General features: G+C 57.8%; 22 protein-coding genes and 1 CRISPR repeat array. Of the genes, 9 read left to right on the top strand and 13 right to left on the bottom strand.

All coding sequences use genetic code 11. From position 1 onward, the window contains the following. Window positions 1–2: 2 nt before the first annotated feature. Window positions 3–785 (top strand): phosphonate metabolism protein PhnP, encoded by a 783-nt coding sequence (gene phnP / locus ACJ8QI_RS15200; RefSeq protein WP_442532758.1) that lies wholly within the window; start codon window positions 3–5, stop codon window positions 783–785. Here the strand turns inward: phnP and ACJ8QI_RS15195 are convergent. Both ACJ8QI_RS15195 and ACJ8QI_RS15190 read right to left on the bottom strand, forming a co-directional pair. Further along, window positions 742–1,374, bottom strand: coding sequence for an NAD(P)H-binding protein (locus ACJ8QI_RS15195; RefSeq protein ID WP_164134811.1), 633 nt, complete (start codon window positions 1,372–1,374; stop codon window positions 742–744). The two genes, phnP and ACJ8QI_RS15195, sit on opposite strands and share 44 nt — an antisense overlap. Before the next feature lie 30 nt (window positions 1,375–1,404). Continuing rightward, window positions 1,405–1,845, bottom strand: coding sequence for a YhbP family protein (locus ACJ8QI_RS15190; protein WP_015376428.1), 441 nt, complete (start codon window positions 1,843–1,845; stop codon window positions 1,405–1,407). A 433-nt stretch (window positions 1,846–2,278) separates the two neighbouring features. On the opposite strand from ACJ8QI_RS15190, the gene speFL reads away from it, so the two are divergent. The 4 genes from speFL (at window position 2,279) to ACJ8QI_RS15170 (ending at window position 6,579) form a co-directional block, all read left to right on the top strand. Further along, a complete protein-coding gene (speFL, locus tag ACJ8QI_RS15185) occupies window positions 2,279–2,383 on the top strand; it encodes a leader peptide SpeFL (protein ID WP_004933443.1) in 105 nt (34 codons plus the stop codon). A 274-nt stretch (window positions 2,384–2,657) separates the two neighbouring features. Further along, complete coding sequence (gene speF, locus ACJ8QI_RS15180) at window positions 2,658–4,820, top strand: ornithine decarboxylase SpeF (RefSeq protein WP_048232506.1); 2,163 nt, start codon at window positions 2,658–2,660, stop codon at window positions 4,818–4,820. A gap of 62 nt (window positions 4,821–4,882) precedes the next feature. Beyond that, the gene (gene potE, locus ACJ8QI_RS15175; RefSeq protein ID WP_047571695.1) at window positions 4,883–6,199 is read left to right on the top strand and encodes a putrescine-ornithine antiporter; all 1,317 of its coding nucleotides are present in this window, start codon (window positions 4,883–4,885) and stop codon (window positions 6,197–6,199) included. An 86-nt stretch (window positions 6,200–6,285) separates the two neighbouring features. After that, entirely contained in the window at window positions 6,286–6,579 is a 294-nt protein-coding gene (locus tag ACJ8QI_RS15170) for a GIY-YIG nuclease family protein (protein ID WP_148045842.1), read from the top strand. 88 nt (window positions 6,580–6,667) lie between these two features. Continuing rightward, window positions 6,668–6,935: direct repeats of the CRISPR family, unit length 28 nt; unit sequence TTTCTAAGCTGCCTATACGGCAGTGAAC. A 335-nt stretch (window positions 6,936–7,270) separates the two neighbouring features. Here ACJ8QI_RS15170 and ACJ8QI_RS15165 read toward each other — a convergent pair. After that, complete coding sequence (locus ACJ8QI_RS15165; RefSeq protein WP_063918031.1) at window positions 7,271–7,774, bottom strand: GNAT family N-acetyltransferase; 504 nt, start codon at window positions 7,772–7,774, stop codon at window positions 7,271–7,273. Beyond that, window positions 7,768–8,289, bottom strand: coding sequence for a ubiquinone anaerobic biosynthesis accessory factor UbiT (ubiT, locus tag ACJ8QI_RS15160; protein ID WP_039567957.1), 522 nt, complete (start codon window positions 8,287–8,289; stop codon window positions 7,768–7,770). The genes ACJ8QI_RS15165 and ubiT overlap by 7 nt, the downstream gene beginning before the upstream one ends. A 258-nt stretch (window positions 8,290–8,547) precedes the next feature. On the opposite strand from ubiT, the gene ubiU reads away from it, so the two are divergent. From ubiU to ACJ8QI_RS15145, 3 genes are all read left to right on the top strand, one after another. After that, entirely contained in the window at window positions 8,548–9,543 is a 996-nt protein-coding gene (ubiU, locus tag ACJ8QI_RS15155) for a ubiquinone anaerobic biosynthesis protein UbiU (protein ID WP_015376422.1), read from the top strand. 11 nt (window positions 9,544–9,554) lie between these two features. Continuing rightward, entirely contained in the window at window positions 9,555–10,433 is an 879-nt protein-coding gene (locus ACJ8QI_RS15150; RefSeq protein WP_442532757.1) for a U32 family peptidase, read from the top strand. Window positions 10,434–11,146: 713 nt separating this feature from the next. Further along, window positions 11,147–12,388 carry a hypothetical protein gene (locus ACJ8QI_RS15145; RefSeq protein ID WP_442532756.1) on the top strand — a complete coding sequence of 414 codons (1,242 nt, stop codon included), beginning with the start codon at window positions 11,147–11,149 and terminating at the stop codon, window positions 12,386–12,388. A 1,198-nt stretch (window positions 12,389–13,586) separates the two neighbouring features. On the opposite strand, the gene ACJ8QI_RS15140 is transcribed toward ACJ8QI_RS15145, so the two are convergent. Genes ACJ8QI_RS15140 through ACJ8QI_RS15130 form a run of 3 tightly spaced genes read right to left on the bottom strand, consistent with a single transcriptional unit; the run spans window position 13,587 to window position 16,830 of the window. Continuing rightward, complete coding sequence (locus tag ACJ8QI_RS15140; RefSeq protein WP_442532755.1) at window positions 13,587–14,726, bottom strand: ABC transporter permease; 1,140 nt, start codon at window positions 14,724–14,726, stop codon at window positions 13,587–13,589. Further along, complete coding sequence (locus tag ACJ8QI_RS15135; RefSeq protein ID WP_087763015.1) at window positions 14,723–15,877, bottom strand: ABC transporter permease; 1,155 nt, start codon at window positions 15,875–15,877, stop codon at window positions 14,723–14,725. The genes ACJ8QI_RS15140 and ACJ8QI_RS15135 overlap by 4 nt, the downstream gene beginning before the upstream one ends. After that, window positions 15,859–16,830 carry an HlyD family secretion protein gene (locus ACJ8QI_RS15130; protein WP_060440881.1) on the bottom strand — a complete coding sequence of 324 codons (972 nt, stop codon included), beginning with the start codon at window positions 16,828–16,830 and terminating at the stop codon, window positions 15,859–15,861. Before ACJ8QI_RS15130 ends, ACJ8QI_RS15135 begins: the two co-directional genes overlap by 19 nt. A 231-nt stretch (window positions 16,831–17,061) precedes the next feature. On the opposite strand from ACJ8QI_RS15130, the gene ACJ8QI_RS15125 reads away from it, so the two are divergent. Further along, window positions 17,062–18,075 (top strand): luciferase-like monooxygenase, encoded by a 1,014-nt coding sequence (locus tag ACJ8QI_RS15125; protein ID WP_442532754.1) that lies wholly within the window; start codon window positions 17,062–17,064, stop codon window positions 18,073–18,075. A 38-nt stretch (window positions 18,076–18,113) separates the two neighbouring features. On the opposite strand, the gene yedF is transcribed toward ACJ8QI_RS15125, so the two are convergent. The 6 genes from yedF to pnp form a co-directional block, all read right to left on the bottom strand. Then, window positions 18,114–18,353 (bottom strand): sulfurtransferase-like selenium metabolism protein YedF, encoded by a 240-nt coding sequence (gene yedF, locus ACJ8QI_RS15120; protein WP_004933486.1) that lies wholly within the window; start codon window positions 18,351–18,353, stop codon window positions 18,114–18,116. Then, a complete protein-coding gene (yedE, locus tag ACJ8QI_RS15115; RefSeq protein WP_033648664.1) occupies window positions 18,350–19,564 on the bottom strand; it encodes a selenium metabolism membrane protein YedE/FdhT in 1,215 nt (404 codons plus the stop codon). Before yedE ends, yedF begins: the two co-directional genes overlap by 4 nt. 146 nt (window positions 19,565–19,710) lie before the next feature. After that, the gene (locus ACJ8QI_RS15110; RefSeq protein ID WP_442532753.1) at window positions 19,711–21,639 is read right to left on the bottom strand and encodes a DEAD/DEAH family ATP-dependent RNA helicase; all 1,929 of its coding nucleotides are present in this window, start codon (window positions 21,637–21,639) and stop codon (window positions 19,711–19,713) included. Next, on the bottom strand, window positions 21,629–21,703 hold the full coding sequence (gene yrbN, locus ACJ8QI_RS15105) for a protein YrbN (RefSeq protein WP_223182019.1): 75 nt from the start codon (window positions 21,701–21,703) through the stop codon (window positions 21,629–21,631). The genes ACJ8QI_RS15110 and yrbN overlap by 11 nt, the downstream gene beginning before the upstream one ends. Before the next feature lie 122 nt (window positions 21,704–21,825). Then, a complete protein-coding gene (gene nlpI / locus ACJ8QI_RS15100; RefSeq protein WP_004933495.1) occupies window positions 21,826–22,710 on the bottom strand; it encodes a lipoprotein NlpI in 885 nt (294 codons plus the stop codon). A 128-nt stretch (window positions 22,711–22,838) separates the two neighbouring features. Next, window positions 22,839–24,956: a polyribonucleotide nucleotidyltransferase gene (gene pnp / locus ACJ8QI_RS15095; protein WP_047729246.1), complete on the bottom strand. Its 2,118-nt coding sequence runs from the start codon at window positions 24,954–24,956 to the stop codon at window positions 22,839–22,841. Between the last annotated feature and the right edge of the window lie 52 nt (window positions 24,957–25,008).

Raw genomic sequence — 25,008 nt, 5'->3', positions numbered from 1 at the left:
CGATGCAACTGACCTTTCTCGGCACCGGCGGCGCGCAGCAGGTGCCGGTGTTCGGCTGCGACTGCCCTATCTGCCAACGGGCGCGGCGCGAGCCGGCATTTCGGCGGCGAGCGTGCAGCGCCATGCTTAACTATCAGGGGGAAACGACCTTATTGGATGCGGGATTGCCGGCTTTGGAGCGGCGATTTTCGGCGGGGCAAATTCAACGTTTTTTACTGACACATTACCACATGGATCACGTTCAGGGGTTATTTCCTTTGCGTTGGGGGTGCGGAAATTCCATTCCGGTGTATGGCCCGCCGGATGAACAGGGCTGCGACGACCTGTTCAAACACCCCGGCATTCTGGTGTTTCAGCCGCCGCTGGCGCCCTTTGCCACCGTCGAGCTGGGCGGCATTCGCATCACCCCGCTGCCGCTGCAACACTCCAAACTGACCCACGGCTATCTGATCCAGGCGGCGGGCGCTGCGCTGGCCTACCTGACCGACACCGTCGGCCTGCCGCCGGCCACCGCAGACTATCTGCAAAACGTGGCGCTGGATCTGCTGGTGCTCGATTGCAGCCTGCCGCCGCAGCCGCAGGCGCCGCGCAACCACAACGATCTGACCCGCGCGCAGGAGACGCAGCGGTTGCTGCAGCCCAAACGCACGCTGCTGACGCACATCAGCCATCATCTCGATCGGTGGCTGCTGGACAACGAACTGCCCGCCGGGCTGGAGCTGGCGTTCGATCACCTCAGCGTCAACCTCGGTAGCAGTGCAGCCGATCCGACTCCAGCACCCTGACCCCTTCGCCCGGCGTGAACGCCTGCTGCAGCAGCGTTTGCGCCACGTCTTTGGCGGAGACGGCGCGCCATTTGCCGGGCAGCAGCCTGAACAGCGGCAGCGTGAGGCGCTCCATCAGGCGCGGCGCGGGGCGATCCCCCACCAGCATGGAAGGCCGCACCAGCGTCAGGCGCGGCCAGTGCTGTTCGCGCAGCGCCTGCTCCATCTCGCCTTTGGTGCGGTTATACAGGAAGGTGGAATCCGCGTTGGCGCCCAGCGCGCTCACCACCAGACAGTGCTGCGCCCCCAAGCGGCGGCCGGTCAGCGCGCTCTCCACCACCAGTTGATAATCGACGTAGCGGAAGGCATCGGCGCTGCCCGCCGCCCGGCGGGTGGTGCCCAGGCAGCAGAACACCAGATCGACCGGCTGCTGCAGGCTACTCAGCAGCTCGAACAGCGCATCGCCGACCGGGTTGGTCAGCTTGCCGTGCGGCGGCAGCGGCGTGCGCGTCGGCGCCACGATGGACGTTATCTGCGGATCGCTTTGCAACAGCTGCAACAACTCGCGCCCCACCAGCCCGGTTGCGCCGACTAACAGTGCTCGCGCCATGCAATCTCCCGTTGTAATCAATACGTCAACTTAAAGTATAGACCGCGCCCAGTGCAGCTTCTTGCCGAAGCCGAGGGTGTTGTCGGTCATCTTCACCTCGTGCAGATCCAGCCGCCAAACCGAGGCCTTCATCGCCCTGGCGATCGGGAAGCGCTTGCAGTAACGCGCGCGCGCCGCCTCGGCTTCTTCGCCGCTCAGCAGCACCGCCTCGGCGCGGTACTGCACGCCGCGGATCAGCGCGATGCTTTTCGGCTTCGGCGCGATGGTGCCGACCACCCGGCCGTTGTTCAGCATCAGCCCGCCGTGGCGGGTGTGCGGTTCAGTCATCAGCCACAGCGCCATCGTCGCGGCGTCGAACACGTAAAAACAGTTGGCGCACCACATGTCGAGGCCGTCGCCGGCGCACAGCGTCAAGACGTGTTGTTTGCCGATGAAATCCGCAATCTGCTGCCGTTGTTCTGGGGTATTCAAGGTTACTCGCCTCCCTGTTCACTCACTTCATCTTACCCTGCGTTGTTGAGGCGAGTCACAAATAACGATAATCATCAAAATCCCAAAGTGAATATAAAAACACAATAAATGCATTTTTATTAATTTAAGCCCGAAGCGGATTTATAACATAAAAAATACAAGACGGATTTATTTGATCGTTATGCAACCGGTTAATCGCGCGATTTTATTTTTCCTATCCTGACGGCATGCAAAATTAACGCACCGCCCCGGTACCGATTAGCAATTCGTTTACATGCCCGTTAGCTCGCCTGAACGCTGTTTATGCAATCTACTGCATAACAGGTGAATAGTTATTTATAAACACCGGCATTTATGTGACTTTCATCACGATTTTTAGCCCACCTTGCGTTAAAATAGCGCCATCTTTTCACTCAGCAAGGTGGATTAGAAAATGGAAAACAATAACCGAAAAATGGCGCATATCAGGCGCACAACCCATATTATGATGATGGCTCATCGCAGCTGCTTTAGCTTCGCATTCTTCAACTACAGATAACCCTCCCCCCTCGCTCTTACGCCGTTGATAAGAGTGTCATTGCGTTTTTATTTATTCTCCGCACGCCGGTGATAATATCTCTTTCTCGCTAACCGGGAAGGACACGCAATTCATTATTAATTTCGGCCAAGCGCATCCAAGCTAAATAAAACAGCGAACACAGTTAATGCCATTCGGCATCGCTGGGTTCTCGCACACCTTTATTTTCGTGAAGGCGTTAACGGCAAATGGAATTATTTGCCGGCGGACTGCCTTTGCCTGAAGAATGAGAAAAATGAAAAAATTAAAAATTGCCGCCAACACCCAAACCCTCGGCTGCTTTGAAACTGAACGCGACATCGTCGATGTGCATCATAGCGATTTCAATGACGTCGCCGCCATCGTGCTGTCGGTAGACGACGTCACGCAAGGTATGTTGGCGCGCATCGAAGAGCACGGCCTGAACATTCCACTGTTCGTCGCCGTGTGCTGCGAAGAAGAGCTGGATAACGCCGTATTGCCGGCGCTGCACGGCGTGTTTGAGCTGTGCGGCAAGAATACCCAGTTCTACGGCAAACAGCTGGAGGCCGCCGCCGCCAAATATGAGAGCGAGCTGCTGCCACCGTTCTTCAACACGCTGACGCAATACGTAGAAATGGGCAACGCCACCTTCGCCTGCCCCGGCCACCAGGGCGGCGAGTTCTTCCGCAAACACCCGGCGGGCCGCCAGTTCTTCGACTTCTACGGCGAAACGCTTTTCCGCTCCGACATGTGCAACGCCGACGTCAAACTGGGCGATCTGTTGATCCACGAAGGCGCGCCTTGCGCCGCGCAGCAGCACGCCGCCAAGGTGTTCAACGCCGACAAGACCTACTTCGTGCTCAACGGCACCTCGGCCTCGAACAAGGTGGCGACCAACGCCCTGCTGACGCGCGGCGATCTGGTGCTGTTCGACCGCAACAACCATAAATCCAACCACCACGGCGCGTTGATCCAGGCCGGTGCCACGCCGGTTTACCTGGAAACCGCCCGCAACCCGTTCGGCTTTATCGGCGGCATCGACGCGCACTGCTTCGACGAACGCTACCTGCGCCAACAGATCCGCGAAGTGGCGCCGGAACGCGCCAACGAAGCCCGCCCGTTCCGCCTGGCGATCATCCAGCTCGGCACCTACGACGGCACCATCTACAACGCCCGCCAGGTGGTCGACAAGATTGGCCACCTGTGCGATTACATCCTGTTCGACTCCGCCTGGGTGGGCTATGAGCAGTTCATTCCGATGATGAAAGACTGCTCGCCGCTGCTGCTGGAGCTGAACGAAAACGATCCCGGCATCATCGTCACCCAGTCGGTGCACAAACAGCAGGCCGGTTTCTCGCAGACCTCGCAGATCCACAAAAAAGATAAGCACATCAAGGGCCAGAGCCGCTACTGCAACCACAAGCGCTTCAACAACGCCTTTATGCTGCACGCCTCCACCAGCCCGTTCTATCCGCTGTTCGCCGCGCTGGACGTCAATGCCAAGATGCACGAGGGCAAAAGCGGCCAGCGCCTGTGGCAGGAGTGCGTGCGCGTGGGGATCGAAGCGCGCAAAATGCTGCTGGACACCTGCACGATGATCAAACCGTTCGTGCCGGATCAGATCGACGGCAAACCGTGGCAGGCCTATGACACCGCGGCGATGGCCAACGATCTGCGCTTCTTCAACTTCGTGCCCGGCGAGAAATGGCACGCCTTTGAGGGCTATGCCGAATCGCAGTACTTCGTCGATCCGTGCAAACTGCTGCTCACCACGCCGGGCATCGATACCGCCACCGGCAGCTACAGCGAATTCGGCATCCCGGCGACCATTCTGGCCAACTACCTGCGCGAAAACGGCATCGTGCCGGAAAAATGCGATCTCAACTCGATCCTGTTCCTGCTGACGCCGGCGGAAGACATCGCCAAGATGCAGCATCTGGTGGCCCTGATCGCCCGCTTCGAGAAGCACATCGAGCAGAACTCCCTGCTCAGCGAGGTGCTGCCTGCGGTCTATAAAAACCACCAGCAGCGCTACAAAAACTACACCATCCGCCAGCTGTGCCAGGAAATGCACGACCTTTACGTCAGCTACGACGTTAAAGAGCTGCAAAAAGAGATGTTCCGCAAAAGTTATTTCCCGCGCGTGGTGATGAATCCGCAGGACGCCAATACCGAGTTCGTGCGCGGCAATGTGGAATTGGTCTCGCTGGCTAAAGCCGAGGGCCGCATCGCCGCCGAAGGCGCCCTGCCTTACCCGCCGGGCGTGCTGTGCGTCGTGCCCGGTGAAATTTGGGGCGGCGCCGCGCAGCGTTATTTCCTGGCATTGGAAGAAGGCATCAACTTATTGCCGGGATTCGCGCCGGAATTGCAGGGCGTTTATATCCAACAGGATGAGGACGGCTGGAACCGCGCTTATGGCTACGTCATGAAAAATTAATCACCTTACGGGGCGGCGATGATTCTCGCCGCCCGGATCGCATCCTAAAAGAGAAAATGATCATGAGTAAGTCCAATAATAAAATGGGGGTCGTGCAATTAACGATCCTGACCGCCGTGAATATGATGGGTTCCGGCATAATTATGCTGCCAACCAAGCTGGCCGAAGTGGGCACGATTTCGATCGTTTCCTGGCTGGTGACCGCCGTCGGCTCGATGGCGCTGGCCTACGCGTTCGCCAAATGCGGCATGTTCAGCCGTAAATCCGGCGGCATGGGCGGCTACGCCGAATACGCCTTCGGCAAATCAGGCAACTTTATGGCGAACTACACCTACGGCGTTTCGCTGCTGATCGCCAACATCGCCATCGCCATTTCCGCCGTCGGCTACGGCACCGAGCTGTTTGGCGCTACGCTCAGCCCGCTCGGGATCTGTATCGCCACCATCGGCGTGCTGTGGCTTGCGACCGTCGCCAACTTCGGCGGTGCGCGCATCACCGGTAAAATCAGCGGCATCACCGTCTGGGGCGTGATCATTCCGGTGGTGGGCATCTCGGTCATCGGCTGGTACTGGTTCAGCGGCAGCGCCTACGTCGCCGCCTGGAACCCGCATCAGGTGCCGACCTTCGAAGCCATCGGCGCCTCCATCTCAATGACCCTGTGGGCGTTTCTGGGGCTGGAATCCGCCTGCGCCAACACCGACGTGGTGGAAAATCCGGAGCGCAACGTGCCGATCGCCGTACTGGGCGGCACCCTCAGCGCGGCGGTGATCTATATCATTTCGACCAACGTGATCGCCGGCATCGTGCCGAACATGGATCTGGCCAACTCCACCGCCCCGTTCGGGCTGGCGTTCTCCCACATGTTCAACCCAACGGTCGGCAAGATCATCATGGCGTTGATGGTGATGTCCTGCGTCGGCTCGCTGCTCGGCTGGCAGTTCACCATCGCTCAGGTGTTCAAATCCTCCGCCGACAGCGGCTTCTTTCCGAAAATCTTCTCCAAGCTGAGCAAAGCCGACGCGCCGGTTAAAGGCATGCTGACCATCGTCGTCATTCAGAGCGGTTTGTCGCTGATGACCATCAGCCCATCGCTGAACAAGCAGTTCAACGTGCTGGTGAACCTGGCGGTGGTGACCAACATCATCCCTTACATCCTGTCGATGGCGGCGCTGGTCATTATTCAGAAAGTGGCGAAGGTGCCGGACAACAAGGCCCGCATCGCCAATATCATCGCCGGCATCGGCGCGCTGTACAGCTTCTATGCGCTCTACAGCTCCGGTGAGGAAGCGATGATGTGGGGCGCCATCGCCACCTTCCTCGGCTGGACGCTGTACGGCATCGTCTCGCCGCGCTTCGAGCTGGCGGGAAAAAAGGGGTAAAGCGGTAAGGCACCGGCGGCCGGGGATGGGATTGTGATGGCGAACATGCCATCATACGCCGACCCTGGCCACCGAAACGGCGTACGATGACCGACACTTCCCCCACTCTCTGGCACCTCTACATGCTGCGTTTACCGAGCGGCATGCTGTATACCGGCATCACCACCGACGTGGCGCGCCGCCTGGCGCAGCATCAGGCCGGCAAAGGCGCCAAGGCGCTGCGCGGCAAAGGGGAATTAACGCTGGCGTTTCACTGCCAGGTGGGGGATCGCTCAACGGCGCTGAAGCTGGAATACCGCGTCAAACAGCTGAGCAAAATACAAAAAGAGCGGCTGGTGAATCACCCGCCGCTGTCGTTGGAATATTTGCTTCCTGGTTAACAGGTGTCGGTAAAGTTTTATCCCTTCTATTTCAAACTGCTTGTACAGCAGTGAACTGATGGCTAGACGCTCGCGGCCGGCCGCCGAATTTCTAAGCTGCCTATACGGCAGTGAACGAGCCGAATGCCCCTGCGCAGAAAGTCGCGATTTTCTAAGCTGCCTATACGGCAGTGAACTCCGAGCTTCAGAACGTAACCCCATTTATTTGTTTCTAAGCTGCCTATACGGCAGTGAACCTGGATTACTTCGACGTGCCGAAAACCTTAACTTTCTAAGCTGCCTATACGGCAGTGCACTATACGGCGAACGGGTGTTAAAAATGCGCAATTTTCTAAGCTGCCTGTACGGCAGTGCACCGTTGCATATTAGCGCTAATCAGCTGATTGATGGAGGAAAATCGAAATTTCCGTTCAAAAAGCCTTTTTTAAAGAGTTTAAAAATATGACTTTAAATCAATCAATTAAAAGTGGCGCTCAAAAAAGGGTTCGGCAACCCAGAACGGAGTAAGGTGGCGTATCTGCATTTTTAGGGGGGAATTATTGGGTTCCCTGTTCAGTATCACCATCCGCTTCTCTCAGACGCATAGACACCACAGAAGACCTGAATTGCCAGCTCAAACAGCTGAGCAAAATACAAAAAGAGCGGCTGGTGAATCACCCGCCGCTGTCGCTTGAGTATTTGTTGCCGGTGGTTAAAAGCGATTAAACGGCGCCGAAAAAGCCACTTCGCCGCTGACGCCATTCAGGGCGTCTTCCGCCAGCGGATACACCTGGAACGCGTTTTCCGTGCCCGGCCAGCGGCAGTTCAGGCCATAGGCGGCGGCCGGTTTAAAGCCGAAGCGGCCGTAGTAGGCCGGATCGCCCAGCACCACCACCGCGGCGTAGCTGAATTCGTTCAGCGAATCCAAGCCTTCGTACACCAGCTTTTCAGCCAGCCCCTGACGGCGCAGGCTTTCGTCTACCGCCAGCGGCGCCAGCGCCACCCATTGGCGATCTTCGCCGGCCACATCCACCGGGCTGAACGCGGCGTAACCCACTACGCCACCTTCGTCGTCAGTGGCGACCACGCCCAGCGTCAGCAGGCCGTCTTCGCGCAGCTGCTGCACCAGATCGGCTTCGTCGTCGCGGCCAAAGGCGCGGCGCAGCAAGGCGTCGATGCCCGCCGCATCTACCGGGATCTCTACGCGGATCAGCATGATACCGCCACACGGGAAGCCGACGCCGTGCCCTCCTGCAACCCTGCTTCGACAAAATCAGCCAACTGCAACAGCCCCATGCGCAGCGGCGCGGGCATGCTTTCCAGCTCGATGGCGTCCATCAAATTTTTCACATACAGACCCAATTCGGTATCCCCTTCAATCTGCAGCCGACGCTGAAAGAACAGCGTATCCGGATCTTGCTTGCGCGCCGCGATCAGGATCAGATCGTTGGCGTCGCCGCTGAAGCTGACGTCCGCTTCGGCGTGCTGGCTGACCACCAGTTTGTCGTTTTCTACCGTCATAAACCATTGTAGCGCCAGATCGCGAACTTCGATCTTCAACCAGCGCGATTCGAGAAATTCCAGATCCCCATCCGCCAACGCCTGGCGGAACTGCCAGCTCAGCACCTGTTGCAGCAGCTGGCGCTGCAGGGCGAACGGCGTGAATTTCAGCGGGATGCGCAGCAGCGACGGCCCCTGGCGCACAAGGCGTGCTCGTAGTTGTTCCAACACGGTCATCCACTCCTTTCAATACGGACTACCGCTATTTTGCCACACTGGCGCGCGGCTTCAGCGGTCTATATCAACAAATAGTGCATTTCACCGCCATGTTTATCAATACGCCATAAGCTGCCCCAAATCAAAACCTGTGTGCGCCCCTTTGCCTAAAATGGCCTCCCCGATTCGCGTTTGCCGGCGGAACACCGCCGTCGGCAACCTTTAAAGACAGCGTGCGCCCGGCCGGGCGCACGGCTAAGCCAGGATAAATCTATGGAGCTGCTTTGTCCCGCCGGCAACCTGCCGGCCCTGAAGGCCGCGGTGGATAACGGCGCCGACGCCGTTTACATCGGTCTGAAAGACGATACCAACGCGCGCCACTTCGCCGGCCTCAACTTCACCGAGAAAAAGCTGCAGGAAGCGGTCGATTACGTGCATCGCCACGGCCGCAAGCTGCATATCGCCATCAACACCTTCGCCCATCCCGACGGCTACGCCCGCTGGCAGCGCGCGGTGGATATGGCGGCCCAGCTGGGCGCCGACGCGCTGATTCTGGCGGATCTGGCGATGCTGGAATATGCCGCCCAACGCTACCCGCAGCTGGAGCGCCATGTTTCGGTGCAGGCCTCCGCCACCAACGAAGAGGCGATCCGTTTCTACCAGCGTAACTTCGAGGTGGGCCGGGTGGTGCTGCCGCGCGTGCTGTCGATGCATCAGGTGAAACAGCTGGCGCGCACCAGCCCGGTGCCGCTGGAAGTGTTCGCCTTCGGCAGCCTGTGCATCATGGCCGAGGGGCGCTGCTATCTCTCTTCCTACCTGACCGGCGAGTCGCCGAACACCGTCGGTGCCTGTTCGCCGGCGCGTTTCGTGCGCTGGCAGCAAACCCCGCAGGGCATGGAGTCGCGCCTGAACGATGTGCTGATCGACCGCTATCAGGATCATGAAAACGCCGGTTACCCGACGCTGTGCAAGGGCCGCTATCTGGTGGACGACGTGCGCTACCACGCGCTGGAAGAGCCCACCAGCCTCAATACGTTGGAGCTGCTGCCGGAGCTGCTGGCCGCCAACATCGCCTCGGTGAAGATCGAAGGCCGCCAGCGCAGCCCGGCTTACGTCAGCCAGGTGGCGCGCGTCTGGCGCCAGGCGATCGACCGCTGCCAGGCCGATCCGGCCGCCTACCGCGCCGACGCCGCCTGGATGGAGACGCTGGGCGCGATGTCCGAGGGCACCCAAACCACGCTGGGCGCCTATCACCGCAAATGGCAGTAGCCGGAGGAAACATGAAATACGCACTGGGGCCGGTACTCTACTACTGGCCGAAAAACGACATCGCGGCGTTCTATCAACAGGCGGCGGAGAGCAGCGCCGACATCATTTACCTCGGCGAGAGCGTTTGCACCAAGCGGCGCGAGATGAAGGTCGGCGATTGGCTGGCGCTGGCGCGCGAGATCGCCCGCAGCGGCAAGCAGGTGGTGATCTCCACGCTGGCGCTGTTGCAGGCGCCGTCCGAGCTGAATGAGCTGAAACGCTATGTGGAAAACGGCGAGTTCCTGTTTGAAGCCAACGATCTGGGCGCGGTGAACATGGCGGCGGAACGCGGTCTGCCGTTCGTCGCCGGCCATGCGCTGAACTGCTACAACGCCTATACCCTGCGCCTGCTGCGCCGCCAGGGCATGATGCGCTGGTGCATGCCGGTCGAACTTTCACGCGATTGGCTGGCCAACCTGCTGACGCAGTGCGACGAGCTGGGCTTCCGCCACGATTTCGAGGTGGAGGTGCTGAGCTACGGCCACCTGCCGCTGGCCTACTCGGCGCGCTGCTTCACCGCCCGCTCGGAGAACCGCGGCAAAGACGAGTGCGAAACCTGCTGCATCAAGTATCCGCAGGGCCGCATGATGCGCTCGCAGGAACAGCAGCAGGTGTTCGTGCTCAACGGCATCCAGACCATGAGCGGCTACTGCTACAACCTCGGCAACGAGCTACCGAACATGCAGGGGCTGGTAGACATCGTGCGGCTGTCACCGCAGGGCACCGAGACGCTGGCGCAAATCGACGCCTTCCGCGCCAACGAGCATGGCGAGCAGCCGCTGTCCTTGACCGATCACGCCGACTGCAACGGCTACTGGCGCCGCGTGGCGGGGCTGGCGTTGGTGTCTTAGCGTGGTAAGCGCCGGCGGCGCTCTGCCGCCGGTATTGCGCCACACACTTTTTCCCCGTTTTCTTTCCACCTTCGCTCACTTTGCCGCTCTCGTTACCTGCACTGTAAGCCGTTAGCTGAGTTGTTCTGGGTGCATTTAGAACCCGCGAAGTTGGCAAGCCATATACGCCGAGGGAGATCGTCAGCTCCTGATACTGAGCAGCATCTAGATAGCAGATGTCCACGTTGGCTTCGTATAGTGGATTGTTCAGCTAATATTTAGCTCCTGAAAATGGCGGGCATAACGGATGGTTCTGCTGATATATTGTACGCATAAACGCATTATGTTAAATATGCTGGGCTTTAGTGCATTATTCTCCTACCTCGGTGGCACGCGCTCCCCTGGTCTTACATCTCTGTTCATCCTTTGAACGTTGATAACCACCCTACCGTATCCGCTTCTCGCAAGTAGTAAGGCAGTTATCGAGTGCCCGGTACCGTATTGGCTCACGTTTGAACCCCCCATTTAACCGAGTAGACCGATACGCCTCACCTCAACCTTAACGCTCAAGCTCTGAATTGAGGAAAGTTAGCTATTTAGATTCAATCGGTTATCTAATACATGTAAATGAAAATCATTATCACTTGATCTGATGGATAAGTTCGGTTAATCTCATTACTGTACATTTATACAGTTGTTTGTGTGACTCATATTCCATTACTTGAGGGTTCATCATGGCTAACAAACCGTACATTGTTGTAAACCAATTCCACGGCAACATCCTGGTTGGCGATCCAGCACGTGACTTCACACCTGGTCACGTTAATCTGTCCTATTACGATAAAGACGGAAAATATCTTGGCACTTATGGTGCCAACCACGACAACAGCTGGAGTGGTATTCTGGAGGAAACAGAGACTAACAAAGCACGAATGTCCAAGGGACAAGCGTGGTATAACCAGTCTTATATTTATCCTGAAGAAAATTCCTTTCTAAAATCGTGGGATTACGTGCGACAGGGTTCAATAAAAACCAAAAACAAGGAGAAGGAATACGAGCTATGGGGGGGGAACTGTGTTGATTTTGCTACCCAAGCTTTGTGTTTGGTTAATGAAAACTTAGGTGACTATCTTAAGGATGGTTCTGTTCTTAAAGCCTACTCTAAACTTAGAGACACCGCATGTCCTATTGATAATTCACATCGACAACGTCGTAGTTTGCAAAGTAATATTGATGACTTCGAAAGGATTTATGGCGTGAAAATCCTCAGGGTTATTCCTGCAAATATTGGTAGCCCGTTAAAACTTTATCGCGACTCAAAATTCGTTAACGACAGCTATTCAATTCCTAGACGTCGGGTAAATGGAGCTCCTGCTGCCGAGCCTTCAAACTATGCATGGGATAACGTGAAAGAGTTTCTCGTTACTCGAGGAACCAACTGCCCTTCTAGTAAGAACTATTTGGTCGCATATTTAACGCTTGTGTCACCCATTGTCATCAATCTAGACGGACTTGGCATTAAAACCACTTCTGTAGTCGGGGCAAAAGCCATGTTTGACATAGCTGGTTCTGGCGATCGATGTTACACAGGCTGGATCACACCTGGCTCTGGCTTCCTGATTTGTGATAATGAAGGCACCGGCCAGGTTGATAGCATCAACGATATGTTTGGTGGGATGGAACGGGGTGAAGGATTCTTTAAACTGGCCCGACTCGACAGTAACAATGATGGGGTTATTGATCAATCAGACCCTGCTTTCTCAAAACTGAAAGTCTGGATCGATAAAAATGGAGATGGTATTGTCGATGATGGAGAAATCTTTTCGTTAACCGAACTTGGGATTGAATCTCTCTGTGTCGAATTTGACAATGTAGATGAAGAAGACGATAACGGCAATATGATCGGCGAAAGAGCATATGCCGTCATTAATGGGAAGAAACACGAGATGTCTGACGTGTATTTTAAATACTTCTAATACCGATGTGTCCACCTCGCGTTTCTATTACGCGAGGTTTTTCTTGTTGCAGTAAAGCACCCAGCAGACATAGAGACCGAGCAGGGATGACAGAATGAATGTGGCGATAGTAATACTGTCGTTCTTATAAAAATAGTGGTATGCAAATGGAAAACTCACTGCATTAGCTATCAATGTTGCAGCCATTATTACAGTCATTGCTGTTGATGAGTGCCATTTGTTCTTTCGATAATTGAAAATGCTGACCACGTACAGAACCAACATGATTGGAGTAATAAATATTGAGAACAAATAAAAGCTATATTTCAATTCATGAAATTTAGAGAGATCTAACGATAATATTACGCTCGAAGAATAAAGTATTATCATGTTAATCAACAGTATCAATGGGCTTGACCACACTATGACTTTGTTTAACTTCTTCATATACATTCCTTTTGATAATGATTTTCATTATCAACAATGACAAGCAAGAAGTAAAGAAAATCGACTTACTCAGTTTTTTGCCACGCAGATCCGATTTCTGGCAGTTTCGGATCACCCGATCGTCCCCCTTCTCCGCAGCCCCCGTCAACACAACATGTGGCACTTGTTCAGCTGAGTTTTCTTCTAGATGCTGTGTTTGACCGGCCTGATCGTTAACTGCGGCTCCGGGCCGAAAACCACGGTATGATTATTTTCCCGCCGTGGAACATTTCCGGAAAGTTGCCATAATCCAGAAAGTCGGATCAACCAGATACGGGCGCCAGGTAATTTAATAGAGTGGTTATATGGATGCTTATTATCAGGTGAGTGATGTTTACGGCAGGAAACTGCGGAGAACCATCACTGTCGTGAAGGTTAGGAAGATTGCGGAGAGGTAATAATTTTCAGACGCACTTTTGTCGGCACAGTGAACGGCTGGCATATCATCGAGAAAGCTAAATTCCCGCAAAATGCCTGCCTAGTGAATGGCAATCCCCCTGCCGAGTACTAGTGCCGCTCGGTACAACAAATTCTCGGTTTATCCCCGCTCTCGCGGGGAACACTCTAAACGTATCTAGTTGAATTAAATGAATTTTCAACATCTACGAGATTTCACAGCGATTTAAGCATCCGGGCAGTCACATAACTCTTTGAAATCTAATAAATAAAAAAACATCTATAGCAATAAAGCAGAATCACCGAATTTTCACACTATAACAACAAGATACATCCCCTACACTCGCCGCTTCCTGAACATCCCGCGCAGCGCCACGCTGTTGCGCAAGAAACCCACGCCGAAGCCCAGCAGGGTATAGACCACGCCGAGTATCAACATCATCACCACGTCGCCCCACACTTCATTCAGCGACAGCCCCATCTGGTTGACGCCGGCGATCGCCTTGGTACCCCAGGTGGAGGGAATGCTGTACGAGATGGCGCGCACCCAGGCCGGCATCGACTGCAGCGGCCAGATAGTGCCGGACAGATAGAAGATCGGCGTGGTGATGAACGCCAGCGTCAGGTAGATCATCTCGACGCTGCGCAGGCACTCGGTCACCAGCTTGCCCAGCCCCAGTACCGCCAGCAGGAACGGGAAGGTCAGCAGCAGCAGTTCGGCGATGTTCGCCGTCTGCCTGTAGCCCAATACCCACGGCCACAGCACGAACAGCACGATAGACAGGAACAGCCAGATCGGCAGCAGCGCCGTCAGCCCGCCGAGGTGCGCCGCCAGCGGCGCCTTGCCGCCGGGCATGCTCTTCATGGCGATATTGACGCGGATACAGGCGATCAATAGCGAGTGCTGTAACAGCATCACCAGCAGGCCCGGGAAGATGATCGCCGCGAAGCTGATGCCGGGGTTAAACACGTCCAGCGTTTGTCCCAGTATCGGCGTCAACAGTATCTGCGCCTGCCGTTCGCTGAAGCCGCTGCGCAGCAGCAGCCCGTTGTTGTACTCCGTCAGCAGCTGCTGGTAGGCCGCCACCACGTCTTGTTGGATCTGGCCGTTGGCCAGGCGGTTGGTGGCGTCGCCGTACACCGGCACCACGATGTTCTGCCCGCTGAGGATCTTCTTCTCCAGATCCACCGGCATGATGATCACCGCAAACAGCTTGCGCCAGCCGAGATCGCGCTGCGCCTGTTCCAGGCTGTCGTAGGTTTCAATCGCTATCTTGGAGGTGGCGTCCAGCTGACGGATCAGCTTCCGGCTGGCGGTGCTGTGGTCCTGATCGACCACCCCCACCGGCAGATCCCACACCGTGCGGTTGGCGTACACCATGCTCATGATGCACAGCGACAGGATCAGCATCAGCCACACCGGCCGCTCCAGCATGCCGAGCAGTACCTTAACGAAGGTTTGCCAATAGAGCTTCATCCGGCGTTCCCCTCTTTTGCCAGCCGCGCCGGCAGGCGGTTGCGCACCAGCAGCGCGGCCACCAGCGGATAGACCGCCAGCAGCGCACACACGCTGAAAATGGCGCTGGCGTGCACCTGCCGCAGGAACACGTCGAACATCGCGTACAGCGCGTGAGTCAGCGGTTCGATGTTGGAAATGATGCGCGCCGGCAGCGGCATCGACAGCTCAGGCACCGCCATGCCGGAGAAGGTCATCGCGATACTGACCAAAATACCGATCAGGCTGTACGCGGTGATGGTGCTGCCGGTAAAGGTGTACAGCAACAGGCCGATGCTCTGCGCCGCCATCACGTAAAACAGGCCGATCATCAACATAAACAGCGGGTTGCCGCTGACGCGGGCGTCAAAGATGCCCACCAGCGCCGCGATCTCCACCATCAGCAGGGTGGTGAAACACAGCGTGTAAGGCGCCAGCTTGCCGAGCAGCGCCAGGCTGAACGGCTTGGCCTGCAGCAGCGATTTGCTGCGCGCCAGCACGTAGATCATGCAGGTCACCACGAACAGCTGCAGCAGGTGAATGGTGGCGGCAAACTGCTGATAATAGATATAGCTGCCGCTGGCGTTGAACAGGCTGCCGTAAGAGAGCGTTACGTCCGCCAGCGGCGGCAGCGATTTGCCCATCTCGGTGGCGATGATGCTGCGGGTGCTGGCGTTGATTTCGTTCATCAGGCCGCCGAAGTCCTGGGTGGAGTACAGCCCGGCGCCGTAGAACAGCGCGTTGTAATACATCACCACGCTCGGCTGCTTGCCCGACAGCGCGTTAGCCTCAAAGTCCGGCGGGATGTACAGCAACGCGTAATCTTGCGCGCTGCGCAGGCGGTTCAGCGACTCCGGCAGCCCGCCGCCGTAGGCCTCGACGTGGGCGTGCGACCCGGCGTCCAACCGCCGCGTCAGCGACTTGGACAGCGGGCTGTGATCGCTGTCCACCACCGAGACCGGCAGATCGAGCAGCGTGCCTTCGGAGAAGTTGCTGCTGATCAGCCCAAACAGGATCAGCGGAAAGATCCAGCTCAGCCAGTGCACCACCGGGCTGCGAAAGGCGACGCGACACTCTTTGTCGAACGCGTGACTGAAGCAGCGCCAGCCGGCCCTTACTCTTTCCATTGCCATAAGGTGCTCATCCCCGGACGCAGGCCGTCCACCGGCTGTGACGGATACAGGCGCACTTCGAAGGTTTTCAGGTCGAAGTCGCCGGTGGCGCGGGTGGCGCGTTTGGTGGCGTAATCCCCCAGCGGCGCGATGTAGCGCACCTCGGTGTCGATCATTTTGTCCTTCAGCGCCGGCACCCGCAGCTTGACCTTGTCGCCTTTGCGCACGTGGGCCAGAATGTCTTCGCGCAGGTTAAACACGAAGTAGGCGTCCGGTACCCGGATCAGCGTCACCAGCGGGCTGCCGGCGTTCAGCAATTCGCCCACTTCGGCCGGGATCGGCCCCACTTCGCCGTCTACCGGCGCTTTCACCTGCAGATCGTCGCTCTGCGCCTGGATCTGCAGCAGGTTCTCTTCCGCCGCCCGCAGCGCCGCCGCGTATTGTTGCCGCAGCTCGACGCGGTCGCCGTTGATACCTTCGTCCAGGTTGGCCTTGGCCGCCTGCACCTGCTGGAAGGCGGTATCGCGCGACCGGCGCGAAGCGTCCAGCTCGGACTTCGAGATATAACCCTTGCCGGACACGCTCAGGTTGCGGTTGTAGTCGTTTTGCGCGTTGCGGTACTGCGCCTCGGCCTGCGCCAGGTTGGCTCGCAGGTTGCGGATGCTCTCTTCACGGGTGCCGTGCAGCGACTGATCGAGCTGCGCCTTGGCTTCGTCGCGCGTCGCCTGCGCGGAACGCAGCTGCGCCATCAGTTCGGGGCTGTCGAGCTGAATAATCAGCTGGCCGCTTTTCACGTCGTCGCCGCGTTCGATCAGGCGTTCAACCACCCGGCCTTTCGCTTTGGAAGCGACGATCACTTCGGGGGCGTCCACTTCACCCTGCAGTAACAGATCCTGATTATGCGCGCGGAACAGGATCGCCAATGCGATCGCCACCATCATCAGCAACAGGGTAAACAGCGTCTTTTTTTTCATTATATCGGCTCCCGGAACGGTAAGCGGCGGGCGGGGATCATCATTTCCATATCTCAAATTGCTCCAAAAAACACCATTGCTCTCATGAGGATATCACAAGCACATATCTCCTCTTTTATAACTATAAATTGGATTATGCTTTTAACACTAAAAAGCATCTTTTTGCGGCCTTTTAGTATGCAGATTCCTGCAATCGCCCTTTAAGCGATCCACTCTCTGATGGACGATGTCATGACTGAACACACTGCCGTACCGCTTTCGGTACTGGATTTATCGCCAATCCCGCAAGGGGCCAAGGCGCGCGACGCTTTCCACTGTTCGCTGGATCTGGCACAGCACGCCGAACGCTGGGGTTACCGGCGCTACTGGCTGGCCGAGCACCACAACATGACCGGCATCGGCAGCGCCGCCACCTCGGTGCTGCTGGGCTATCTGGCCGCCGGCACCCAGAGCATTCGCCTCGGCTCCGGAGGCGTGATGCTGCCGAACCATGCGCCGCTGGTGATCGCCGAACAGTTCGGCACGCTGGAGTCGCTTTACCCCGGCCGCATTGACCTGGGGCTGGGCCGCGCGCCCGGCACCGATCAGCGCACCATGATGGCGTTGCGTCGCCATCTGTCCGGCGATGTGGATACCTTCCCGCGCGACGTGCAGGAGCTGCAAAACTACTTCTGCGACGCGCAGCCCGGCCAGCCGGTGCAGGCGGTGCCGGGCCAGGGGCTGCACGTGCCGCTCTGGCTGCTCGGCTCCAGCCTCTATAGCGCGCAGCTGGCGGCGCAGCTCGGCCTGCCGTTCGCCTTCGCCTCGCACTTCGCCCCGGATATGCTGTTCCAGGCGCTGCAGCTGTACCGCGAGAACTTCAAACCGTCCAAACAGCTGGCGCAGCCGCACGCCATGGTGTGCGTCAACGTGATCGCCGCTGAGAGCGATAGCGATGCGCGCTTCCTGTTCAGCTCGATGCAGCAGCAGTTCATCAATCTGCGCCGCGGTTCGCCCGGCCCGCTGCCGCCGCCGGTGGATAACATCCACGCGCTGTGGACCGCCGGTGAGCAATACGGCGTCGAGCAGGCGCTGCGGATGTCGATCGTCGGCGATGAAAAAACCGTGCGTCACGGGCTGCAAACGCTGCTGCGTGAAACCGATGCCGACGAGATCATGGTCAACGGCCAGATCTTCGATCATCAGGCGCGGCTGCGTTCGTTCGAGATTGTTGCCGGAGTGAAAGGCGACGTCGTGAAGGGATAAAACGCGAAAAGGCGGTGGGGAACCCCACCGCCTCGGCGTTAACGCTGGATCAGATAGCGGATGGTCGGCCCGTCCTGCTGGATATCCAGCACCTTGTAGCCGTGGTTGCGCGCATCGAGCGGGATGTTGTTGATCGACTGCGGGCAATCGCTGATCACCTCCAGAATTTCCCCTGGCTTCAGCTGCGGCATCGCCTCCAGCGTCGCCACCGCCGGGTACGGGCAAGGCTCGCCCAGCATGTCCAGCCGGTAGTCCGGCACTATCGTCGTCTCTTTCATGGCAGGCTCCTCAAATTCACCACCTGCGCCTCAGGCCGGGCGCGGAAAAAGCGTTTCTCCCACCACAGCATGGCGGCGAAGGCCAGCGCCAGCAGCAGGTAGGTCACCAGCAGGCCGCCGATCGGGCCGAAGGTGTCGAGCAGGTTGATCTTGTCGTAGTCGGTCGCCAGCGCCGGCGCCAGATCGTCCCAGTAATAGGCCAGCAGCGTGGCGCCGATGATGTTGCCCAGCCCCACCCACCAGTAGTGCACCTGCCCTTCCACCGCGCGGTACATCCAGCCGGTCTCGCAACCGCCGGCCAGCACGATGCCGAAGCCGAACAGCAAGCCGCCCAGCACCGCATTCGGGCCGGCCCACATGATTTTCGGCGCCACGCCGAGCTGCACGTAGCTGAAGATGCCGATAGCGCTCACCGCCATGCCGATGATGATGGCTTTCGCCATGTGGGTGCGGCCGGTGATCCACAGATCGCGGAACGCCGAGGTGAAGCAGATCTGCGCGCGTTCGATCAGCAGACCGAAGCCGATGCCGAACAGCATGGCGATGCCGAGTTTCGGCGCATCGAACAGCGTCCACAGCGACCAGGCCACCGCCAGGCCGAAGACCGCCATGCCCAACCGGAAGCGGCGGCGCGCCTGCTCAGGTTTCTGCGTCAGCGGCGCGGCGGCCTTCACCTTTTGCAATTTGACCGGGATGCGGAACATCGGCAGCAGCGTGAATTTGGCACCGAAGTACGAACCCGCGGCGGTCGCCAGCGCGAAGAACCAGGCGTGCAGCGAGAACTGCGGAATGCCGGTGAAGAACGCCGCCAGGTTACAGCCCATCGCCAGGCGCGCGCCGAAACCGGCGATAATGCCGCCCAGCAGCGCCTGCACGATGCGAATGCGGTGCTGCGGCTGGCGCAGCTTGATGTTGTTAGCCCACAGCGCGGCGGCGATGCAGCCGGCGAACATACCGATGATCATGCGCCCGTCGATGCGCTCCAGCGGCGTGCCCTGCAGGCCGATAACCTTGAAATAGCCCCACTGCTCAGGGTGCAGGCCGAACCACTGCAGCACATGGCCGCCCCAGCGAGTGAATTCGCCGGTCACCGCCCAGAAGGTGCCGGTCATGCCGAAGTAGTAGGTAGAAAGGATCCCGGCGGCGATCACCGCCGGCAGCGGCGCCCAAAAGCGCACCAGGTATTGAGATTTGAACTGCTGCCAACTCATGGCATCTCCCGTGCATATCATCCGTAAGAAAAAACCTTATGAATGATACGCCATTCGGGGACGTTTGACGGCAACTTTCAGGCATAAAAAAACCAGCCCGCAGGCTGGTTTTTCAGAGCGCTTCACCGCGAACGGTGAATCAGCGATTACGCGTCGCCGAAACGACGACGTGGTGCGGCAGGTGCTGCGTCATCACGGCGTGGCGCTGGCTTACCGTCACGGTTGAAGTTACCGCCACGACGCTCGCCGCCGTTACCGCCTTCACGACGTTCGCCGAAGGAACGACGTGGGCCGCCTTCGCGACGTTCGCCGTTGAACGGACGACCGTTGCCGTTGCCACGACGCTCGCCGCCGTTGCCACCGTCACGACGCTCGCGACGTTCGAACGGCTGTGCATCGCCCAGCAGCTGCATGTTCATCGGCTTGTTCAGGATGCGGGTGCGAGTGAAGTGATTCAGGATCTCGCCCGGCATGCCTTTTGGCAGCTCGATGGTGGAGTGGGAAGCGAACAGCTTGATGTTACCGATGTAACGGCTGCTGATGTCGCCTTCGTTAGCGATAGCGCCAACGATGTGACGGACTTCTACGCCATCGTCACGGCCCACTTCGATGCGGTACAGCTGCATTTCGCCAACGTCACGACGTTCGCGACGCGGACGGTCGCCGTCACGGCTATCGCGGCTGTCGCGACGATCACCGCGACGATCGTCACGGTCGTTGAACTCGCGACGCTGACGCGGCTTGAAGACCGGATCCGGCGGCAGGATCAGCGGACGTTCGCCCTGTGCCATTTTCAGCAGCGCTGCGGCCAGGGTTTCCATATCCAGCTCTTCTTCCGGCTGCAGTTTGGTCAGCAGTGCGCGGTACAGATCCAGATCGCTGCTTTCCAGCTGCTGCTGAACTTTTGCGGCGAACTTGGCCAGACGACGCTCGCCCAGCAGTTCTGCGTTCGGCAGTTCCACTTCCGGGATGGTCAGCTTCATGGTGCGTTCAATGTTGCGCAGCAGGCGGCGTTCGCGGTTTTCCACGAACAGCAGCGCGCGGCCGGCGCGGCCCGCACGACCGGTACGGCCGATACGGTGAACGTAAGACTCGGAGTCCATCGGGATGTCGTAGTTGACAACCAGGCTGATGCGCTCAACGTCCAGGCCACGGGCCGCAACGTCGGTCGCGATCAGGATATCCAGACGACCGTCTTTCAGACGCTCCAGAGTCTGCTCACGCAGCGCCTGGTTCATGTCGCCGTTCAGCGCGGCGCTGCTGTAACCGCTGCGCTCCAGCGCTTCGGCCACTTCCAGGGTCGCGTTCTTGGTACGAACGAAGATGATCGCCGCGTCAAAGTCTTCGGCTTCCAGGAAGCGCACCAGCGCTTCGTTTTTACGCATGCCGTAGACCGACCAGTAGCTCTGGCTGATGTCCGGACGGGTGGTCACGCTGGACTGGATGCGCACTTCCTGCGGCTCTTTCATGAAGCGGCGGGTGATGCGACGGATCGCTTCCGGCATGGTGGCGGAGAACAGCGCGGTCTGATGTTCAGCCGGGATCTCAGCCATGATGGTTTCTACGTCTTCGATAAAGCCCATGCGCAGCATTTCGTCGGCTTCATCCAGCACCAGACCGCTCAGGTTAGAGAGGTTCAGGGTGCCGCGCTTCAGGTGGTCCAGCAGGCGGCCTGGGGTACCCACAACGATTTGCGGGCCCTGGCGCAGAGCGCGCAGCTGCACGTCGTAACGCTGGCCGCCGTACAGGGCTACCACGTTGACGCCGTTCATGTGTTTGGAGAAATCGGTCATCGCTTCAGCAACCTGAACCGCCAGTTCGCGGGTCGGTGCCAGCACCAGGATCTGAGGTGCTTTCAGGTCTGCCTGCAGGTTGTGCAGCAGCGGCAGCGAGAACGCTGCAGTTTTACCACTACCGGTCTGTGCCATGCCCAGCACGTCGCGGCCGTTCAACAGGTGAGGAATACACTCAGCCTGGATCGGAGATGGTTTTTCATAGCCCAGATCGTTCAGGGCGGAAATGATTGGAGCAGACAGCCCCAGATCAGCAAAAGAGGTTTCAAACTCAGTCGTCATGTACACGTGCCTCATTAATAATGGCAGCCAGTCTACATAACTCGTCGAGAAAATTTTCAGTCATTTTCATTGAAAAGTGTGAACCGGCTCAAATTAGATTATAAAACGAACAAAAAAGCCCTCGCCCGTGAAGGCGATAACTTTGGTTAAAAACCAATGTCCATCAGGCTGATAGGTGTTCGTCAGCTATTGCTGGTCCGATTCCGATAGGTCGTCTTGCTCTTGGCCCAAAAGCGCCAATTCCAACAATGCATAGCGGTGCTCAACAAAGTTGTGAACGTTGTTAGACACCGTCAGTTTGAACAGCGCCGAAGCGGTGTCCTTGTCCCCCAGACTCAGGTAGTGTTTACCCAAATAGAAGTCAGTTTCACTGAGATGCTCAGCGAGCGAAGTGTTATCCGTTGCATCTGCCTTGAGGCGTTCCATCAGCGTTTTTTCGCTGATCTTGCCCAGGTAGAATTCGACAATATTCCATCCCCATTGCCCTCTGTCCGCTTTGTCATAGCGCTGCTGAAGCGCTACCTCGGCCTTCTTGGGATCGATTTCTCGCTCCACTAGATACAGCCATAACGAACGGAAGGGATCGTTTGGGTCGTCTTGATAAAACGCCTGCAGATCATCCTGCGCCAACGGGAAGCGGCCGCCATAATACAGTGCGATGCCCCGGTTTAAACGCGCGTAATTGTAAGTTGGATCAAGCTCTAGTACAGAATCAAACGCTTCATAGGCAGCATCAAAATTGCCTGCCTGCGTTAAGTAAATGCCCAGGTAGTTGAAAACTTCCGGCATGTCGGGACGTATCGCCAGCGCCTGCGAGAAATCATTGCGCGCTAATGCACGTAACCCGAGGCTATCATACAGCACACCGCGCTCATATAAAAGCTGTGCGCGTTCGTCGTCCGTCAGTGCCCGGCTGGCAAGAATTTGTTCCATGCGCGCCAGGATCACTTCCTGCTGCAACGTTGGCTGCAACGGGATTGCCAAAACTTCGTCTTTACGCCAATCATGGTTGCTGCATCCTGCCAGCATGAGTGCTGTCGCAACGTAACACCAGCGCAAGAAAGGCTTCATTTCCCACTCCCGAAGACAAACATTGGATGAACGTCCTGTCCTCCGTTTGCTAAAACGCGGGCATCCTACCCGCGCGATACGAACAGCTCCCAACCCCATGGTGGGGAGCTGTAAAACTATCTATACAGTTATTCTGCTTCAGGCGCAGGTGAACCCGCTTCCGGCGCCATCGCTTCTTTGATGCTCAGACGCACGCGGCCCTGACGGTCAACTTCCAGCACCTTAACCGGCACTTCCTGACCCATCTGCAGATAGTCGGTCACTTTCTCGACGCGCTTGTCGGCGATCTGAGAAATGTGTACCAGACCTTCTTTACCACCGCCGATAGCGACGAACGCGCCGAAATCAACGATACGGGTCACTTTACCCTGATAGATACGGCCCACTTCGATCTCTGCCGTGATCTCTTCGATACGACGGATAGCGAATTTCGCCTTCTCACCGTCGGTCGCAGCGATTTTAACTGTACCATCATCTTCGATTTCGATGGTAGTGCCAGTCTCTTCGGTCAGTGCGCGGATAACGGAACCGCCCTTACCGATCACGTCTTTGATTTTATCCGGGTTGATGCGGATAGTATGAATACGCGGTGCGAATTCGGAGATATCGCCGCGCGGGGTGCTGATAGCCTGTTCCATCACGCCCAGGATGTGCAGACGCGCGCCCTTGGCCTGGTTCAGAGCCACCTGCATGATTTCGCGGGTGATGCCTTCGATTTTGATGTCCATCTGCAGCGCGGTGATACCGTCGCGGCTACCGGCCACTTTGAAGTCCATGTCGCCCAGGTGATCTTCGTCACCCAGAATGTCGGACAGAACCACAAAGTTATCGGCTTCTTTCACCAGGCCCATCGCGATACCCGCAACGGCAGCCTTGATTGGCACACCGGCGTCCATCAGCGCCAGAGACGCGCCGCACACGGAAGCCATGGAAGAAGAACCGTTGGATTCGGTGATTTCAGACACCACGCGAACGGTGTACGGGAAATCTTCTGGTTTAGGCATCATAGCCAATACGCCGCGTTTCGCCAGGCGACCGTGACCGATTTCACGACGCTTAGGTGAACCGACCATGCCGGTTTCGCCCACGGAGTACGGAGGGAAGTTGTAGTGGAACAGGAAGCTGTCGGTCTTTTCGCCCATCAGCTCGTCCAGGTTCTGTGCGTCACGCGCGGTGCCCAGGGTCGCGGTAACCAGCGCCTGAGTTTCACCACGGGTGAACAGCGCGGAACCGTGGGTGCGCGGCAGTACGCCGGTGCGCACGTCCAGGCCACGGATCATGTCTTTTTCACGGCCGTCGATACGCGGCTCGCCACGCAGTACGCGGCTGCGCACCACGTTTTTCTCGACGTTGCCCAGGATGTCTTGAATTTCAGAGGCATCCAGAGTCTCGTCCTGCGCCAGCAGGGTTTCAACGACGCTGTCTTTGATCGCGTCAACCTGAGCGTAGCGCTCTTGTTTTTCGGTGATGTGGTAAGCGTCGCCCAGGCGAGCTTCGGCCAGTTCAGCCACGCGCGCGTGCAGCGCTTCGTTGACCGCAGGCGCCTGCCAATCCCACTTCGGCTTGCCGGCTTCGGCAACCAGCGCGTTGATGTTTTCGATAACCACTTGCTGCTGGTCGTGGCCGAACACCACGGCGCCCAGCATCTGGTCTTCGCTCAGCACGTCCGCTTCGGATTCAACCATCAGCACCGCACCCGCAGTACCGGCAACCACCAGATCCAGACGGCTTTCTTTCAGTTCGTCAGTCGTTGGGTTCAGTACGTACTGGTCGTTGATGTAACCCACGCGCGCTGCGCCGATTGGGCCGTTGAACGGGATACCGGACAGGCTCAGGGCCGCGGAAGCACCGATCATCGCAACGATGTCCGGGTTCACCTGCGGGTTAACGGAAACCACGGTCGCGATCACCTGAACTTCGTTCAGGAAGCTGTCCGGGAACAGTGGGCGGATCGGACGGTCAATCAGACGGGAAGTCAGCGTCTCGCCTTCGCTCGGACGGCCTTCGCGACGGAAGAAGCTGCCCGGGATACGGCCGGCGGCGTAGGTACGCTCTTGGTAGTTAACGGTCAGCGGGAAGAAGCTCTGGCCCGGCTTGGCTTTTTTCTGGCCAACGACGGTAACGAAGACGGCGGTGTCATCCATGCTCACCATAACGGCGGCGGTGGCCTGACGAGCCATCATCCCGGTTTCGATGGTGACGGTATGCTGGCCATACTGGAATTTGCGAATGATCGGTGTCAGCAAAATTATATCCTTGATTAGCGGCGCGCAATCGCATTGACGACTCGACACGCCT

The organism is Serratia sp. CY84636, assembly GCF_052166245.1.
Lineage (GTDB): Bacteria > Pseudomonadota > Gammaproteobacteria > Enterobacterales > Enterobacteriaceae > Serratia > Serratia nevei.
This window is presented reverse-complemented; position numbering and strand designations above follow the sequence as displayed.